Raw genomic sequence first — 17,126 nt, 5'->3', positions numbered from 1 at the left:
TTCGTATCATTTTGGGAACAAATCAAACTACTTCAAAATATACCTTGGCTTAAAACCAATTTATAAGCTTTTAACTAGGTGAATTTGTATTGAAAATGGAGTTTTTTCACAACCTGACGTTATCACCAAGGTTTTCAAAGAAGTTCTTTGATTTGTATTTGATGTCATATTTTGTTCTGTCAACACTGAAGTTAGCCGTAGCTGTTTTTCCTTTAACTGCAATTACAAAAGTAACTGGTTTAGTAATTCCTTTGATAGTCAAATCGGCAGTTACATTATAAGTTCCATCGCCATTATCTGAAATCAATTTGAAATCTAATTTTGCAGTTGGATGTTTTTCTACACCAAAGAAATCATCAGCTTTTAAATGTCCGTCAAGGTTTTTCTTGTAATCACCTGTTAAGTCAGTAGTGTTGATAGAGTTCATGTCAACAGTAAAGCTTCCGCCTTTTAATTTGTTTTTAACGAAAACTAAAGTTCCTTCTTTAAAGTTGATTGTTCCACTGTGTTCACCAGTTAGTTTTTTTCCAACCCAGTTGATTTTACTTTTCTCAACGTTGATTTTTTTGTTTTGTGCTGTAGCTACAGTTGTTCCAAAAGCTACTAATAATGCTAATGCAATAGTTTTTAAATTTCTCATAATAATTGTTTTAGATTTATAAATTGATAAAAAGTTCTTCGTTTGATTTACGCACTTTTGCGTAGTGTTGAGTAGCGTCTTCTTCATGACGATAACCAATTGTAGCAATTAAACTAGCATTTAATCCTAGTTGGTCAAAACCAAGAATTTCGTTTACTGCTGCAGGTTCAAAACCTTCCATTGGGGTAACGTCTATTTTTAATTCAGCCGCTGCGTTTAACAGGTTTCCTAATGCTAAATACGTTTGTTTCGCTGTCCAAACATTTCTAGCTTCTTCTGGAAGTGTAGTTATTTTTGATTTCATGAAATCGGCATAACCTTGAACGCTTTCAACAGGAATTCCTCTAGTTTCTGAAAGATTTTTGATGTAAGCATCAATTTCGGCATCACCAAAATTGGTAATATTAGCAAAAACAAGTAGGTGTGAAGCATCAACAATTTGAGTTTGTCCCCAAGCTGCTGGTTGAATTTTTGCTCTAATTTCAGGATTTTCAATGATAAATACCTTGTAAGGTTGTAATCCATAAGAGGAAGCTGAAAGTTGGATAGCTTCTTTTAGAATTTCAAAATCCTCAGTTGATACTTTTTTGGTTGCATCAAATTTTTTGGTTGCATAACGCCATTTAGCGTCGTTTATAAAGTTGCTCATAGCTATTTTTAATTATTTAAGGTTCTAAATTTTTCTAATAAATGGTTTAATTGCGATAATTCTTCTTGAGTTAAATTGTTGGAAAATAGTTTTTCATGTTCAATTACTTTTGGATCTAATTCTGACAACAGTTCTAATCCTTTTGGTGTAATTTGTACTTCAATTTTTCGACGATTATCGGGACAAACTTCTCTAGTAACTAAATCTTTCAAAAGTAATTTATCAATCAATCGAGTAGTGTTGCTGTTTTTTGCAATCATTCGCTCTTGTATCACACACATGTTGGCTGGATTTCCTTTTTGACCTCTAAGAATTCTCAAAACGTTATATTGTTCACTAGATAATTCATATGGTTTTAAAACTTCTGCAAATTTCTCGCCAATTACACTTTGTGTGTATATAATATTGAGGATAATTTTTTTGCTATCGTCAATATTTACGGTTGATTTAATTACGTCTTCGATTTTCATATTTGTACTATCGATATTTGTAGGTACAAATGTAAAGACTTTTTTATTTGTATATACAATTGTTGTGTTATTTTTTTGTTAAAAAAAAATTTTAACTGAAAAGAGTAGTAGCATTCAATCGGTTTCAAATGATTAAAAAATGTATCTTTGTTACACTAAAATAAGTACTATGAATTTATCTCAAAATGATTGGATTTCCCAATTAGAAGCCGATACAAATGCTGTAATTCTTGACGTTAGAACCGAAGACGAATGCAACGAAGGCATTATTCCCAATGCTATAATGATTGATATTTATAAAGGTCAAGGTTTTATTTATCAAATAGAAGAATTAGACAAATCCAAAAATTATTATGTGTATTGCAAAGCTGGCGGAAGAAGCGCTCAAGCTTGTGCTGTGATGAACCAACTAGGTTTTGAAAACACGTTTAACCTCGAAGGTGGATTTATGCAATGGAAAGGCGAAGTTGCTTTTCCTGAAGAAAAATAATTCAAAATGAATATTTCTGTTTCAAAAAAACCTCGAATTGTTATTATTGGCGGTGGTTTTGCTGGTATTGCTTTGGCAAAAAAGCTTAAAAATACCAATTATCAAGTGGTTTTGCTTGATAAGCATAACTATCATACGTTTCAACCGTTGTTGTATCAAGTAGCAACTGGCGGTTTGGAAGCAGGTTCGATTGCTTATCCTATTCGAAAAGTAATTCAAGGTTGCGACGATTTTTATTTCCGATTGACTTCGGTGAAAGATATTGATACTGAAAACCAAAAGATAATTTCTGAAATTGGCGATTTGCATTATGATTATTTAGTCATTGCTACAGGTTCTAAAACCAATTATTTTGGCAATAAAGAAATTGAGCGCAACGCTATGTCAATGAAAACCATCCCACAATCGTTGAATATCAGAAGTTTTATTCTCGAGAATTTTGAACAAGCGGTTTTAACGAAAGAGGAAACCGATAGAAACGCGTTGATGAACTTTGTGCTAGTTGGCGCTGGACCAACTGGTGTTGAACTTGCTGGAGCTTTGGCTGAAATGAAAAAGGAAATTCTGCAAAAAGATTATCCCGATTTGGATATTTCCCAAATGCAAATCAATTTAATTCAAAGTGGCGACAGAGTTTTGAACACGATGAGTGAAAAATCATCCATTGCTGCCGAGAAATTTCTAGTTGATTTAGGCGTAAAAGTTTGGAAAAATGTTCGTGTAACTAATTATGATGGAAGAATAATTTCCACCAATTCTGATTTAAGTTTTGATTCCGCTACCGTGATTTGGACAGCTGGTGTTCAAGGTGCTACAGTTCACGGACTGGATGCCAAAGCTTTGGTAGAACGAGTAGAACGCATTCGCGTAAATCAATTTAATCAGGTAAACGGTTATGAAAATATTTTTGCCATTGGCGATATTGCTTCGATGGAAACCGAGAAATTTCCGCAAGGTCATCCAATGATGGCGCAACCTGCCATTCAGCAAGGTGATTTATTAGGGGAAAATTTCAAACGATTGTCTCAAAATAAACCTATGAAGCCATTTGAGTATAACGACAAAGGTTCGATGGCAACCATTGGTAGAAACAAAGCCGTTGTTGATTTGCCAAAATACCATTTTAACGGATTTTTCGCTTGGGTAGTTTGGATGTTTGTGCATTTGTTTTCGCTAATTGGTTTCAAAAATAAAGCTGTTGTTTTCATGAATTGGATTTACAATTACATTCGTTTTGATCGCGAAGGTCGTTTAATTGTTCGTCCATTTAAAAAGAGAAGTTTTACGACTTTTACTTCGGATGAAATTTAAATTACCATATAAGACATTTAAGAACATGTAAGTTTGATGTTTTTCTTTTTTTATATGAACTTAAATGCCTTATATGGTTCAAAAATCAACAGTTAATTTGTTTTTAATGAAATCTAAAAAAATACTTTTTCTGCTAATGATTTCGGGAATATTCTTTTCCTGCAAATCGTATCTTGATTCAACCAAATCAGAATCGCTTTTAGATATTACTACCGAAACTGATGAAAATAAATTCGTAAACCTGAAGAATTATAGCAATGATTTCGTTTATGATATGAAATATGCCACAGCCGATAATTTTCTTAAAGAAAAAGTATATCCTTGTGACGAATGTTTTCTTCGTGTGAAAACTGTTAAATCATTATTGGCTGCGAATAAATCATTTATCGAAAAAGGTTTTAAAATCAAATTATATGATTGTTATCGACCGCGAGCCATTCAGCGAAAAATGTGGAAAATCGTTCCTGATGCTAACTATGTTGCCAATCCCAAAAAAGGATCTATTCACAATAAAGGTGGCGCAGTTGACATAACGTTAGTTGACTCGCTTGGAGTTGAACTCGATATGGGAACCAAATTTGATTTTTTTGGCGAAGAAGCATCGCATAATTATCTGAATTTTAACGATACGATTATTCAAAACCGAAAATTTCTAAAAGAAATAATGCTACAAAATAATTTTTCTTCCTTTGATTCCGAGTGGTGGCATTACAATTTAAACGGAAGCAAAGCCGACAAAGTAGAAAACCTTAAATGGAAATGCGTTAATTAAAGCATTTTAAATAGTCAATAAAATAATTCTCCGGTTCGTAAGTTTTATTGTCTAATACCGAAACTAGTGAAGTTTTGAATGGATAATCTAAGGTTTCTGTTCCATAAAGTATTCTCATGAAAGTAACTTTTGAAGTTTTTAAGTCTTCAAAATTTTCTTTGGTAAATAGGAAAGTAGCAGTAGTGATGCGGTTGTTTTTTCCATCTTCACTTCTTAGTAAAGTACCACAAGTTTCATGACCGTTGTAACGTAGCGTTACGATTTTACCATTATTTAATTGAAGGTAAATTTTAGAATTTTTATCAAAGCAATTTGCTTTAATAAACTCATTACTTTGTTGTAACATTTCAGTTTCCAATGATAAAATACCGTTGTTTGTAGATAACGTAAAGTATATTCTATTCGAATTTCCTGCAAAACTTCTCTCAAAAACGAGTTGCTGTTTTAATGATTTATAACTTCCTAGGCTATCTGTAAATTCACGGTCAATTTCACAAGGTTTTTGGGCAAAAGTGTTAAACGAAGTAAGTATAATAAGTGCTAAAAAAATCTTTTTCATGGTTTTTGTTTACTGTTCAGATATTAATTAATCTGTTATAATTTGTGAAAATTAAATGTATTAAAATTAATTTGTGATAATTCGTGTAATTTGTGTTTTAAATAAAATCTGCGTTTATTTTAATTTCTCGCAAAGTACTACAATTTTCGAATTTGTCATATCGGTTGTAAAAAAAGAATACAAATTTCCACCATCTTTTATTTTCCATTTCTTTCGAATATTTTCTACGGTTTCTGGAAAATTTCGAGTGGTAATATTCGCTTTTTGATTTTCTAAAAACGACTTCATATTCGCTTTGTTGTAATCCAATGTGTTTTTAATTTCAAAAACTCTGCCAGGAAAATCCATTATTTCATTTGAAGTATAAAGGTGTGAATGTTGATGTAGTTTTTCTAATCCAAATTGTATTGCAATTTCATCAAAACCGCCCGATTTCATGATGGCAGCATTGGGTTCAAAAAGATACTTTTTTGGAACAGAATAATTCGTGTTTTTTACTTCTGAATTTAACTGAAATTGAAATGTTTCTTGTTTGTTTTTCAGTAAATTAATGGTTTTTATTTCAATCGTTGATTTGTGGTTTTTATTCAGAATAAAAAGCAATTCTTTTACTTCGTTTTCTAACGCAACAATGTGAATTTGGGCAATATTTTTTAGTTCTGAAATTCCTGAGGAAATATCCAAAATCGGAGCTGTTTTTATCATGATGTTATCCGAGAAACTAAAGTAAAAATCCAGCAATTCAGGAACATTGGGCAAACAATCTTTTAGCATAAAAACTTTTCCTTTGGCATCATTTCGTCTTGACGGATCAATATAAATCCAATCAAATTTTTGATTTAATTTCTGTAAAACTTCAGAACTATCATCGGCAAAACACTTTACGTTTTTGACTTTCAATTGCTCAAAATTATGTGAAACAATTTCAGATAATTCGGTGTTAATTTCACAATGAACTACGTTGTTTAGCGTTTTGGAAAAATAAAAATCATCTACACCAAAACCTCCAGTTAAATCGATTAAACTTTCTCCAAAAACCAAAGAAGCTTTATATTCAGCCGTTTTTTCGGAAGAAGTTTGCTCCACTGAGATTTTACTTGGATACAAAATAGTAGGAGTTTCAAACCAAGTTGGAAGTTTGGATTTAGCTTTTTGTTTGGCGGCTAATTGTTGTAAAATAAGCGCCCAATCCGTTTCAGGAAAAGGATTTTTTTGCAATGCTACTTTGGATACATCAGTATTGATATGATTATCAATAAATTGTTGAATTTTTATTTCTAAAATGGTAAAATCCAATGGAATATTTTTATTAATTGGTAAAGAACTTGATTTTAATTATTAAAAATATAATTCAAAATATTAGCGCCCATTTTTAGTGCTTTTTCTCTCACTTCTTTTGGGTTGTTATGTACTTCGGCATCTTCCCAACCATCACCTAAATCAGTTTCATAGGTGTAAAGTAGTACCAATCTATTACCTTCAAAGATACCAAAAGCTTGCGGACGTTTATTATCGTGTTCGTGAATTTTTGGCAAACCGCCTGAAAAAACATTTGGTTTTTGGAAAATAGCGTGATTTGCAGGAATTTCAACTAATTGATTGTTAGGAAAAATACGTTTTATTTCTCTGCGAATATATTCGTCCATGCCGTAATTATCATCAACGTGAAGAAATCCGCCAGAAAGCAAATAGTTTTTCAGGTTTACAATTTCGGCATCGCTAAAAACTACATTTCCATGACCAGTCATGTGCACAAACGGATAGCCAAAAATATCAGGACTTCCAGGTTCAACGGTTGCTGGTTTTGTTCTGATTTTTGTATTTATCGTTTGATTGGAATACTTAATCAAATTAGGTAAAGACGTTGGATTAGCATACCAATCGCCACCTCCATTGTATTTTAAAAGTGCGATTTCTTGGGAAAAACCAATTGAAGTAATCAGTAATAAAAGGAATTGTATTTTCTTCATAAATTTTTAAATCTAACTTTCATTAGCAAAAACAACCGAATGACATGCAACAACAGCAGCAGTTTCTGTTCGTAATCTCGTGTTTCCCAAAGATACAGGAATAAATGAATTTTCTATCGCTAATTGGATTTCTTTAACAGAAAAATCACCTTCTGGACCAATTAAAATAGTAACATCTCTGCCATTTTCTAATTCGTTTTTCAAAGATTTTTTATCGGTTTCTTCACAATGTGCGATGAATTTTTGACCATGAAAATTTTTTTTGATAAAATCTTTAAAAGCAATTGGTTCATTTAACTTTGGAAGATAATAATGCAGAGACTGTTTCATTGCGCTTTCCAAAATCTTCTGAAATCTATCGGTTTTAATCACTTTTCTTTCGGAATGTTCGCAGATAATTGGTGTAATTTCTTGAATGCCGATTTCGGTAGCTTTTTCAAGAAACCATTCGTAGCGTTCGTTCATTTTTGTTGGCGCAACGGCAAGATGCAACTGAAATTTTGGAGTTTCCTGTTTTTCAAATGAGTTGATTTTTACAGTGCATTTACTATCCGAAGCAATCGTAATTTCTGAAGTAAATAAGTAGCCAAAACCATTGGTTACGTATAAAATATCGCCTTCTTTTTTTCGTAAAACTTTAACGATATGTTTGCTTTCTTCTTTGTCAAAAACAAAAGAAGTTGCGGTTTCGGTTATATTTGGATTGTAGAATAGTTGCATTTTTCAGTTGACAGTTATCGGTTGACAGTTTTTAGTTAAAAAAACACAAGATTAAAACTCAATTCTTGCTTTGGAAACCGTTGATTGATCGACAAATTTATCGTGTAAAAACTTTTGATAACCTACAATTCCAATCATGGCGGCATTATCCGTTGTGTATTCAAATTTAGGAATAAAAGTTTTCCAACCGTATTTTCCTTCGGCATTTTTTAGCGTTTCTCTAATGCCAGAATTGGCAGAAACTCCACCGCCAATTGCAATTTGAGTAATTCCGGTTTCGGCAACAGCAAGTTTCAGTTTATCCATCAAAATATCGATGATAATCTGTTGAACCGAAGCACAAATGTCGTGTTTGTTTTCTTCTACAAAATTTGGATTTTCGGCTACATTTTTTTGGACAAAATATAAAATCTGTGTTTTTAAACCCGAAAAACTAAAGTTCAAACCGTCAACTTTGGGTTTAGTAAACGGATATTTTTTTGGATTTCCTTCCTTAGCAAATTGGTCAATTAATGGTCCGCCAGGATAAGGTAAACCTAGTATTTTTGCGGTTTTGTCAAATGCTTCACCAACAGCATCATCGGTCGTTTCGCCAATGATTTCCATGTTGAAAAAGTCGTTCACTTTCACGATTTGTGTATGTCCGCCAGAAATAGTCAATGCTAAAAAAGGAAAAGTTGGTTTATCAAATCCTTCTTCGTCAATAAAATGTGCCAAAATATGAGCATGCATATGATTTACAGCTATCAACGGAATATTCAACGCCATCGATAAGGATTTGGCAAAAGATGAACCAACTAATAATGAACCCATCAATCCTGGACCTTGCGTGAAAGCTATTCCAGAAAGCTGTTCTTTGGTAATATTGGCTTTTTTTAGCGCAACATCAATCACTGGAACGATATTTTGTTGATGCGCACGTGAAGCTAACTCAGGAACAACGCCACCATATTCTTCATGGATATTTTGTCGTGCAACCACATTAGAAAGCACTTTGTCGTTTTGTAAAACAGCCGCAGCAGTATCGTCACACGAACTTTCGATAGCTAAAATAAAAACTTCATTTTGTTGCATAAAAGGCACAGATTTTGATTTATATTTGACAATCCTACGGAAAAATCAAAAATAGTATTTTCTGCAAAGGTAAATTTCTTTCCTAAGCCATCGAATTATTTGGAAAAAAATAAAGAAAATAACAGGTTTAAAAAATTCAAAAAGATTTTTCTTCGCACAATTGTTGTGCTGTTATTGCTATTGCTTTTATTGAGCATTGCGCTTTCTACGCCTTTTGTTCAAACGAAAATTGCTCGATATGCTACCGACGAAATCAATAAATCCTATGGAACCGATATTAATATTGAAGAAGTTGCGGTTACCGTTTTTGGCGGTGTAAAACTTAAAAAAGTCTTCATTCGAGATCATCACAAAGATACTTTGATATTTATTGATCGTGTAAAAACGAATATTCTTGGCGTTAAAAACATATTGAACAACAAATTGATTTTTGGTGATTTGGCTGCCGATGGTTTATTCCTGAATATTAAAAATTATAAAAAAGAACCTCATACAAATCTTGATTTATTCATAGACGCTTTTGATGATGGAAAACCAAGTTCAGGAAAATTTTTGTTGAAAGCTGATAATCTTACGTTGCGAAACAGCCGTTTTGCGATGACCGATTATAATAGAGAAAATCCAAAAGATGTTGATTTTACTAAACTAAACGCACATTTGGAGAATTTTAAAATCAAAGGTCCAAATGTGTATGCAGCCATTAAAGAAATGTCTTTTCAAGATCATCGAGGTTTGTTTGTAGAAAATTTAATTTCGGATTTCACATATACGAAGAAAAATATCAAACTTGAAAATTTATCGGTTAAAACCAAGAATTCTTTCTTAAAAGGAAAAACAATTTTAAGTTATAATCGAAAGGATTTTAGCAATTTTAACAACAAAGTAATTTTTGATGTTGAAATTGATAGTTCTACTTTATCGACCAATGATATTCGTTATTTTTATGCTGAATTGGGCAAAAACAGAACGTTTGCACTAAAGTCAAAAGTGAAAGGAACTTTGAATGATTTTTATGCAACCAATTTGAATTTAAGAGATGATAAAAACTCGATTATTCGTGGTGATGTTAACTTTAAAAATCTGTTTCCAAGAAGTCCGGGCGAATTTTATATGGATGGTGATTTCAAAAAAATCACGTCCAATTATGATGATTTGACCACACTTTTGCCTAATGTTTTGGGTAAAAAACTCCCAACTTCGTTAAAGAAACTGGGACAATTTCAGTTTACCGGAAAAACAGAAGTTACACAAACTTACATTAATGCCGATTTTGTCATGAATACTGCATTAGGATTAATAGAATCCGATTTGCACATGGAAAATATCGACAATATTGACAATGCAAAATACAAAGGAAATGTAATCCTAGACAACTTTGATGTTGGTACGATTTTTAACCAAAAAGATGTTGGTCGCGTGACAATGAACATCGATGTTGACGGAAAAGGATTTACTCAAAAATTACTCAATACAACCTTTGTTGGCGATGTAAATCGAATAGCATACAACGGTTATACGTATAGAAATATTATTGTTGATGGATATTTCAAACAACCAATTTTTAAAGGAAAAGTATTTGTAAATGATCCAAATCTTTACATGGATTTTGATGGAAATATTGATTTAAGTAAAAGAGAAAAAGTAATTGATTTTAAGGCTAAAATAGATTTTGCAAATCTTGAAAAACTTAGAATTATTAATGATAGTGTTGCCGTTTTTAAAGGCGAAATCGATATTCAAGCGGTAGGAAATAATTTGGATAATTTTAAAGGCGATGTTACGCTGACCAATGCTTCTTATCAAAATAAAAAAGACCTTTATTTTGTTGATTATTTAAACATCAATTCAAGTTTTGACCAAAGTAATGAGCGAACTATTTTAGTTTCTTCGCCTGATGCGGTTGAAGGAAAAATTGTGGGTAAATATCAGTTTGCGCAATTGCCAAAAATGGTGGAAAATTCACTGGGTTCGTTATATACCAATTACATTCCGAATAAAGTTCAAAAAGGTCAATATCTAAATTTTGACTTTGATATTTATAGTAAAGTAGTTGAGATTTTCTATCCCGAAATTTCGTTGGCAACTAACACTAAACTCAAAGGAAATATAAGCTCTGATTCCGACGATTTTAAACTCGATTTTACTTCGCCACAAATCAAAGCTTACGACAATACTTTTGATAATTTATTGCTACAAATTGATAATCGAAATCCGCTTTACAAATCGTATGTTCAGCTGGATAGTATTAAAACGAAGTATTATAAAATCCGTGATTTTAGTTTGATTAACACAATGGTTAACGATACTTTAAATTTTAGAACCGAATTTAAAGGTGGAAACCATGGCAATGATTTTTATAATTTGAACGTTTACCATACGATAAATAAAGACAATAAAAACGTAGTTGGTTTTGATAAATCCGAAGTGCAATTCAAGGATTATCTTTGGTATATAAATGAAGAAGATAAAGGCGAAAACAAAATTGTATTTGATAAGAATCTTCAAAATTTCTCTTTTGAAAACATTACCGCATCACATGAAGGCGAAAAAATTAATCTAAACGGATTACTCAGCGGAAAGTTGAAAAAAGACTTCAAACTTACCTTTGATAATGTCAATTTAAATAAAGTTACGCCCGATGTTGACAAATTTAAGTTTGACGGAAAGCTCAATGGAGTAGTAGATTTTAAGCAAGATGGTGAAGTATTTCAGCCTACATCATCGTTGTTGATAGAAGATTTATTCGTCAATAATATTGAATTAGGAAATTTAGATTTAGACATTAAAGGCGACGAAAGTTTGCAGAAATTCTACCTTTCATCATCGCTTGAAAATGAAAACGTAGATTCGTTTAATGCCGATGGTTCGTTGGAAATTATTGACAAGAAAACGTTACTTGATGTTGATTTAAAGTTTGATAAGTTTAATTTAGGTGTTTTAGGAAAAATTGGCGGCGATGTCATTACAAACATTCGTGGATTGGCTTCTGGAAATGCTCGAATTGATGGAAATATTGATGATTTAGATTATAACGGAAGATTATTTGTTAATGAAGCAGGAATAACTATTCCGTATCTAAATGTAGATTATGTTTTTGAAGACCGAACAATTGTTGACGTTACCGAAAATAAATTCATCATTAGAGAAACGGATATTACTGATACTAAATTCAATACAAAAGGTTCGATTAGCGGATTTATCAAGCACAAGCAATTTGGTGATTGGGAATTGGATTTAGGCATCGATACCAAACGACTTTTGGCTTTAAATACTGTTGATCACGAAGATGCGGCTTATTTTGGAACAGCATTTATGAATGGTTCAGCGTCAATAAAAGGACCAACGGAAGCATTGGTTATTTCGGTTAATGCCGAATCGGAAGAAGGAACCGATATAAAAATTCCTATTAACGATTCTTATGCTTCAGAAGAAAATGGTTTCATCCGTTTTAAAACTCCTGATGAAGCTAAGAACAACAAGTCAAAAGAAGAACGAAACTATGGCGGATTAGAACTTGAGTTCAATTTTGATATACTTCCGAATGCCGATATTGAAGTTATACTTAATAGAGACTCCGGTCATGGAATGAAAGGAAACGGAAGAGGAACGCTTATGTTTGAAATCAATACACTTGGAAAGTTCAACATGTATGGCGATTTTCAGGTATGGGATGGTTATTACAACTTTAAATATGGAGGATTATTGGATAAAAAATTTGAAGTAAAAAAATATGGTTCGATTGTTTGGAATGGCGATCCAATGGCGGCAACATTAAATCTAGAAGCTGTTTATAAAACTACTGCAAATCCAGCTGTTTTAATTGATAATCCATCGTTTAACAAGAAAGTAGATGTAGAAGTTATAATTGGAATTAAAGGAAGCTTGATGAATCCTGAACCCGATTTTAATATCGAATTTCCAAACGTAGCTTCAACCTTGCGTTCTGAATTACAATATAAATTAGACGATAAAGATACACGACAAACACAAGCGTTATCATTACTTTCTTCCAATTCATTTTTAAGCTCCGAAGGATTAAGTCAATCGCAACCTACCAATCTTTTATTCGAAAAAGCAAGAAGTCTTTTTGCTGATATTTTTGCCACTTCTGATGGAAAGCTGACTATTTCTCCCGATTATGTTGGAGCAGATAATAGGCCAGGTTCTGAAACAGATGGACAAATTGGATTATCGCTTTCTTCAAAAGTAAATGATCGTATAACTATAAATGGAAGAGTTGGTGTTCCAGTTGGAAGTAGCGTTAACGAATCGGCGGCTGTTGTTGGCAATGTTGAACTTCAGTATAGAGTAAACGATGACGGAAGTTTAAATCTTAGAGTATTCAATAGAGAAAATGACGTGACTTACATCGGTCAAGGTGTTGGTTATACTCAAGGTTTGGGTATTTCGTATCAAGTAGATTTTGATACTTTTAAAGAATTGGTAGCCAAAGTGTTTAAAAATAAAAAATTAAAAACAGCTTTGCCAACTCAAACTGAAATAGAAGATTCTTCTCTCCCAGATAACTTCCGTTTTAATACACCTCCAAAACAAGACAAGAAAACACCATCGGAAACTAAACCAAATTCCAACAAAGAAGGCGTTCCTAGTAAAGAGGATTAATGCCTGTTTTCTAATAAATCAAAAACTTATCAACGAAAACGTTTGAATTTTACCAAGATTATTAAATTATTAATAATAGGGGTAAGATAATGGTACTTGTTTGCTAAATTTACATTTTAAAGTTAAAAAAATGTCGAAAACGATAAAAAAAATAGGTGTACTTACCTCAGGTGGAGATGCACCAGGAATGAATGCAGCCATTCGTTCTGTAGTAAGAACTTGTGCTTTTCACAACGTAGAATGCGTTGGAATTTATAGAGGTTATCAAGGAATGATAGAAGGCGATTTCAAAGAAATGGGACCAAGAAGTGTTAACAATATCGTTAATAAAGGTGGAACTATTTTAAAATCGGCTCGTTCCAAAGAATTTAAGACTAAAGAAGGAAGACAAACGGCTCACAAAAATCTTGTTGCTGCTGGTGTTGATGCTTTGGTGGTTATCGGTGGTGATGGTTCTTTTACTGGTGCCGAAGTGTTTAACGAAGAATTTGGTTTTCCAGTAATGGGAATTCCCGGAACGATTGACAACGATATTTATGGAACAAGTCATACATTAGGATATGATACTGCGTTAAATACTGTTGTGGATTGCATCGATAAAATTCGTGATACAGCCAGTTCTCACAACCGACTTTTCTTTGTAGAAGTTATGGGAAGAGATGCAGGTCATATTGCATTAAACGCAGGAATTGGCGCTGGAGCAGAAGAAATTCTAATCCCAGAAGAAGATTTAGGATTGGATAGATTACTAGAATCACTTCAAAAGAGTAAAGCTTCAGGAAAATCATCAAGTATTGTTGTAGTAGCTGAAGGTGATAAAATGGGTAAAAACGTTTTTGAACTAAAAGATTATATCGAGCAACATTTACCAGAATATGACATTCGTGTTTCAGTTCTTGGACACATGCAACGCGGTGGTTCGCCATCTTGTTTTGATAGAGTTTTAGCTTCACGATTAGGTGTTAAAGCAGTCGAATCTTTATTAGAAGGAAAATCAAATTTCATGGTAGGAATTCTTCAAGATGAAGTAACCTTAACGCCATTGGAACAAGCAATTAAAGGTCATTATCCAATTGATATGGAATTGCTTAGAGTTTCTGATATTATGTCAACGTAATTCAAATTCAAAAGTCAATATCAAATTCAATAGAATTTGAAAATTTAATAAAAACAAATAAAATAAAATTTAAAATAAAATGTCTAAAGTAAAATTAGGAATAAACGGTTTCGGAAGAATTGGAAGAATTGTTTTCAGAGAAACAATGAATAGAGATAATGTAGAAGTTGTTGCTATCAACGATTTATTAGATGTAGATCATTTGGCTTACTTGTTAAAATATGATTCAGTTCACGGACGTTTTAATGGAAAAGTAGAAGTTAAAGAAGGAAAACTATATGTAAACGATAAATTTATTCGTGTTACAGCTGAACGTGATCCAAAATTAATCCAATGGGATGATAAAGATGTTGACGTAGATATCGTTGCAGAATGTACAGGATTTTTTACTACTGTAGAAACTGCTAAAGCTCATATTGAAGGTGGAGCAAAAAAAGTAATCATTTCTGCGCCATCGGCTGATGCTCCAATGTTTGTAATGGGAGTAAACCATAACGAAGTAAAACCAACAGATACAGTGGTTTCTAATGCTTCTTGTACAACAAACTGTTTGGCTCCATTGGCAAAAGTAATTCACGATAACTTTGGAATTGTAGAAGCTTTAATGACTACAGTTCACGCTACTACTTCAACTCAAATGACTGCTGATGGTCCGTCAAGAAAAGACTGGCGTGGTGGTCGTGCGGCTAGTGTAAATATTATTCCATCGTCAACCGGAGCAGCAAAAGCAGTTGGAAAAGTTATTCCTGCGTTAAACGGAAAACTAACAGGAATGTCTTTCCGTGTACCAACTGTGGATGTTTCTGTAGTTGATATGACAGTAAAAGTTGCTAAAGAAACTTCATACGAAGAGATCATGGCAGTATTGAAAAAAGCATCAGAAAATGAAATGAAAGGAATTTTAGGTTATACTGAAGATGATGTAGTTTCTCAAGATTTCGTAGGCGACTCAAGAACTTCTATTATTGATGCTAAAGCCGGAATTGGATTAAATTCTACTTTCTTCAAATTAGTTTCTTGGTATGATAACGAGTATGGATATTCAAGCAAATTAATTGATTTAGCGGTTCATATTGCTAACGTAAAATAATTATATTTACAAAATCCCGATTGGAGTAAAATCGGGATTTTGTATTTTTAAAAACTAACCCAAAACGCATGAAATTATTAGTAGACAGCGGTTCAACCAAAGCTGATTGGATAGCAATTGACGATAACGGAAAAGTATTATTTACCACACAATCATTAGGTTTAAATCCCGAAGTGCTCGATATAGATGCCGTGATTGAACGATTAAATGATCGTTTTGATATAGAACACAACAAAGACAAAGCTACTCACGTATTTTTTTACGGCGCAGGTTGTGGAACAGAGCGAATGAAGAAATTTTTAACGGCTGTATTTCAAGGTTATTTTAGAAATGCAATAGTTGAAGTTCACGAAGATACCTTTGCTGCAGTTTATGCTACCACGCCAAAAGATGAACAAGCCATAGTTTGTATTCTTGGAACTGGTTCAAACTGTAGTTTCTTTGATGGAAAAGAATTGCATCAAAAAGTTCAATCCTTGGGTTATATTGCCATGGATGACGGTTCTGGAAACCGATTTGGAAGACATTTATTAAGAGGTTTCTTTTTTAATAAAATGCCTGAAACACTAGCAGAAGAATTTAGAACCGAATATAACTTAGATGTTGATGTAGTAAAAGCAAATCTTTACAAAGAAGACAATCCAAATGCCTATTTGGCTACGTTTGCTAAATTTATCATCAAGCACAAAGACCATGAGTTTTGCAAAAAAATCATCAAAAAGGAATTAAAATCGTTTGTGAAAAACTACATCATGCAATATGAAAACTACAAAGAAGTTCCGGTACATTTTGTAGGTTCAATAGCGTTTTATCTAAAAGAGGAATTGGAAGTAGTGCTAACAAAATATAATATCAAAATTGGTAATGTACTTCGAAGACCAATCGACGGATTGATTGCATATCACATTTTAAATAAATAGTTAAGAAAACCTGACCGTTACGTCAGGTTTTTTTATTTTTACATCATAATTAATAAGCGAGATTGCTTCAAGCCTCGCCATGACATATGGAAATAGCTATAATTGCACACGACGGAAAAAAAGCTGACATGGTTCAGTTTATCAATAAAAACAAGCACTTGTTGCAAAAAGAAAATGTAAAACTAATTGCTACAGGAACTACTGGAGGAAAGGTAGAAGCCGTAGGCATTAAAGTAAAGAAAATGCTTTCTGGTCCGCTTGGTGGCGATGCCCAAATTGCCGCTCGCGTAGCCGAAGGAAAAACTAAAATGGTTTTATTCTTTAAAGATCCAAACTCAAGCCATCCACACGAACCGGATATTAATATGCTTATCCGAATTTGTGATGTACATAATATTCCATTAGCAACCAATGAAGCTACGGCGCAGTTGCTATTGTTGGGATTGGATGAGATGGAGTAGTTGCTAGAATTATTAAACCTGTAAAGTTTAAAAAAGAAACTTTTATTAAATCCCTTCAAAAGCTTTGTTTTTTTGAAGGGATTGTTTTTTATGTTTTTTTTGAAAAATCGCTGTTATTATTCGTTTTTATTCCAAAGGCTGCAAATTCCAGTGATATTGACCACCTAATTCCAATTTAAAGTGACCACCTGATTCCAATTCAAATTGACCACCTAATTTCGGAGCAAAATGACCACTTCCATTTTTCATTAAAAACTACT

At 32.8% G+C, this 17,126-nt stretch carries 16 protein-coding genes; 8 read left to right on the top strand and 8 right to left on the bottom strand.

The window, feature by feature from the left end; all coding sequences use genetic code 11:
* Positions 1-106 precede the first annotated feature (106 nt).
* From G6042_RS01175 to G6042_RS01165, 3 genes are read right to left on the bottom strand one after another with little or no spacing between them, the layout of a single operon-like run.
* Entirely contained in the window at positions 107-640 is a 534-nt protein-coding gene (locus tag G6042_RS01175) for a YceI family protein (protein WP_169522437.1), read from the bottom strand.
* A gap of 16 nt (positions 641-656) precedes the next feature.
* Positions 657-1,289: an NAD(P)H-dependent oxidoreductase gene (locus G6042_RS01170; protein ID WP_169522436.1), complete on the bottom strand. Its 633-nt coding sequence runs from the start codon at positions 1,287-1,289 to the stop codon at positions 657-659.
* An 8-nt stretch (positions 1,290-1,297) separates the two neighbouring features.
* Entirely contained in the window at positions 1,298-1,759 is a 462-nt protein-coding gene (locus tag G6042_RS01165) for a MarR family winged helix-turn-helix transcriptional regulator (protein ID WP_169522435.1), read from the bottom strand.
* Positions 1,760-1,928: 169 nt separating this feature from the next.
* On the opposite strand from G6042_RS01165, the gene G6042_RS01160 reads away from it, so the two are divergent.
* The 3 genes from G6042_RS01160 to G6042_RS01150 all read left to right on the top strand — a co-directional run bounded on the left by G6042_RS01160 (position 1,929) and on the right by G6042_RS01150 (position 4,332).
* Entirely contained in the window at positions 1,929-2,249 is a 321-nt protein-coding gene (locus tag G6042_RS01160) for a rhodanese-like domain-containing protein (protein ID WP_169522434.1), read from the top strand.
* A gap of 6 nt (positions 2,250-2,255) precedes the next feature.
* Positions 2,256-3,560, top strand: a complete 1,305-nt coding sequence (locus G6042_RS01155; protein WP_169522433.1) for an NAD(P)/FAD-dependent oxidoreductase — start codon at positions 2,256-2,258, stop codon at positions 3,558-3,560.
* A gap of 106 nt (positions 3,561-3,666) precedes the next feature.
* Complete coding sequence (locus G6042_RS01150; protein WP_169522432.1) at positions 3,667-4,332, top strand: M15 family metallopeptidase; 666 nt, start codon at positions 3,667-3,669, stop codon at positions 4,330-4,332.
* Here the strand turns inward: G6042_RS01150 and G6042_RS01145 are convergent.
* From G6042_RS01145 to tsaD, 5 genes are all read right to left on the bottom strand, one after another.
* Positions 4,325-4,891, bottom strand: a complete 567-nt coding sequence (locus tag G6042_RS01145; RefSeq protein ID WP_169522431.1) for a hypothetical protein — start codon at positions 4,889-4,891, stop codon at positions 4,325-4,327. The two genes, G6042_RS01150 and G6042_RS01145, sit on opposite strands and share 8 nt — an antisense overlap.
* Before the next feature lie 114 nt (positions 4,892-5,005).
* Entirely contained in the window at positions 5,006-6,187 is a 1,182-nt protein-coding gene (locus tag G6042_RS01140) for a THUMP-like domain-containing protein (protein ID WP_169522430.1), read from the bottom strand.
* A 35-nt stretch (positions 6,188-6,222) separates the two neighbouring features.
* Complete coding sequence (locus G6042_RS01135) at positions 6,223-6,861, bottom strand: DUF4159 domain-containing protein (protein WP_169522429.1); 639 nt, start codon at positions 6,859-6,861, stop codon at positions 6,223-6,225.
* A 12-nt stretch (positions 6,862-6,873) separates the two neighbouring features.
* Complete coding sequence (locus G6042_RS01130) at positions 6,874-7,581, bottom strand: 16S rRNA (uracil(1498)-N(3))-methyltransferase (protein WP_169522428.1); 708 nt, start codon at positions 7,579-7,581, stop codon at positions 6,874-6,876.
* 51 nt (positions 7,582-7,632) lie between these two features.
* Entirely contained in the window at positions 7,633-8,655 is a 1,023-nt protein-coding gene (gene tsaD, locus G6042_RS01125) for a tRNA (adenosine(37)-N6)-threonylcarbamoyltransferase complex transferase subunit TsaD (RefSeq protein WP_169522427.1), read from the bottom strand.
* Between the two features lie 99 nt (positions 8,656-8,754).
* Here tsaD and G6042_RS01120 point away from each other — a divergent pair, with 99 nt between their 5' ends.
* The 5 genes from G6042_RS01120 (at position 8,755) to G6042_RS01100 (ending at position 16,866) form a co-directional block, all read left to right on the top strand.
* On the top strand, positions 8,755-13,278 hold the full coding sequence (locus G6042_RS01120; protein ID WP_211161609.1) for a translocation/assembly module TamB domain-containing protein: 4,524 nt from the start codon (positions 8,755-8,757) through the stop codon (positions 13,276-13,278).
* A 130-nt stretch (positions 13,279-13,408) separates the two neighbouring features.
* Positions 13,409-14,395 carry a 6-phosphofructokinase gene (pfkA, locus tag G6042_RS01115; protein ID WP_169522425.1) on the top strand — a complete coding sequence of 329 codons (987 nt, stop codon included), beginning with the start codon at positions 13,409-13,411 and terminating at the stop codon, positions 14,393-14,395.
* A gap of 79 nt (positions 14,396-14,474) precedes the next feature.
* Positions 14,475-15,485 carry a type I glyceraldehyde-3-phosphate dehydrogenase gene (gene gap, locus G6042_RS01110; RefSeq protein WP_169522424.1) on the top strand — a complete coding sequence of 337 codons (1,011 nt, stop codon included), beginning with the start codon at positions 14,475-14,477 and terminating at the stop codon, positions 15,483-15,485.
* 68 nt (positions 15,486-15,553) lie between these two features.
* Complete coding sequence (locus G6042_RS01105) at positions 15,554-16,405, top strand: BadF/BadG/BcrA/BcrD ATPase family protein (protein ID WP_169522423.1); 852 nt, start codon at positions 15,554-15,556, stop codon at positions 16,403-16,405.
* A gap of 86 nt (positions 16,406-16,491) precedes the next feature.
* Positions 16,492-16,866, top strand: coding sequence for a methylglyoxal synthase (locus tag G6042_RS01100; RefSeq protein WP_169522422.1), 375 nt, complete (start codon positions 16,492-16,494; stop codon positions 16,864-16,866).
* Positions 16,867-17,126 lie beyond the last annotated feature (260 nt).

The organism is Flavobacterium solisilvae, assembly GCF_012911605.1.
Classification (GTDB): domain Bacteria; phylum Bacteroidota; class Bacteroidia; order Flavobacteriales; family Flavobacteriaceae; genus Flavobacterium; species Flavobacterium solisilvae.
Note: the sequence above shows the minus strand (reverse complement) of the source record. Positions and strands in the feature narration are given on the sequence as shown.

What these genes read in the sequence shown, in the direction of transcription:
- G6042_RS01175 (WP_169522437.1), bottom strand. Translation starts at nt 640, where the DNA reads ATGAGAAATTTAAAAACTATTGCATTAGCATTATTAGTAGCTTTTGGA.
- G6042_RS01170 (WP_169522436.1), bottom strand. Translation starts at nt 1,289, where the DNA reads ATGAGCAACTTTATAAACGACGCTAAATGGCGTTATGCAACCAAAAAA.
- G6042_RS01165 (WP_169522435.1), bottom strand. Translation starts at nt 1,759, where the DNA reads ATGAAAATCGAAGACGTAATTAAATCAACCGTAAATATTGACGATAGC.
- G6042_RS01160 (WP_169522434.1), top strand. Translation starts at nt 1,929, where the DNA reads ATGAATTTATCTCAAAATGATTGGATTTCCCAATTAGAAGCCGATACA.
- G6042_RS01155 (WP_169522433.1), top strand. Translation starts at nt 2,256, where the DNA reads ATGAATATTTCTGTTTCAAAAAAACCTCGAATTGTTATTATTGGCGGT.
- G6042_RS01150 (WP_169522432.1), top strand. Translation starts at nt 3,667, where the DNA reads ATGAAATCTAAAAAAATACTTTTTCTGCTAATGATTTCGGGAATATTC.
- G6042_RS01145 (WP_169522431.1), bottom strand. Translation starts at nt 4,891, where the DNA reads ATGAAAAAGATTTTTTTAGCACTTATTATACTTACTTCGTTTAACACT.
- G6042_RS01135 (WP_169522429.1), bottom strand. Translation starts at nt 6,861, where the DNA reads ATGAAGAAAATACAATTCCTTTTATTACTGATTACTTCAATTGGTTTT.
- G6042_RS01130 (WP_169522428.1), bottom strand. Translation starts at nt 7,581, where the DNA reads ATGCAACTATTCTACAATCCAAATATAACCGAAACCGCAACTTCTTTT.
- tsaD (WP_169522427.1), bottom strand. Translation starts at nt 8,655, where the DNA reads ATGCAACAAAATGAAGTTTTTATTTTAGCTATCGAAAGTTCGTGTGAC.
- pfkA (WP_169522425.1), top strand. Translation starts at nt 13,409, where the DNA reads ATGTCGAAAACGATAAAAAAAATAGGTGTACTTACCTCAGGTGGAGAT.
- gap (WP_169522424.1), top strand. Translation starts at nt 14,475, where the DNA reads ATGTCTAAAGTAAAATTAGGAATAAACGGTTTCGGAAGAATTGGAAGA.
- G6042_RS01105 (WP_169522423.1), top strand. Translation starts at nt 15,554, where the DNA reads ATGAAATTATTAGTAGACAGCGGTTCAACCAAAGCTGATTGGATAGCA.
- G6042_RS01100 (WP_169522422.1), top strand. Translation starts at nt 16,492, where the DNA reads ATGGAAATAGCTATAATTGCACACGACGGAAAAAAAGCTGACATGGTT.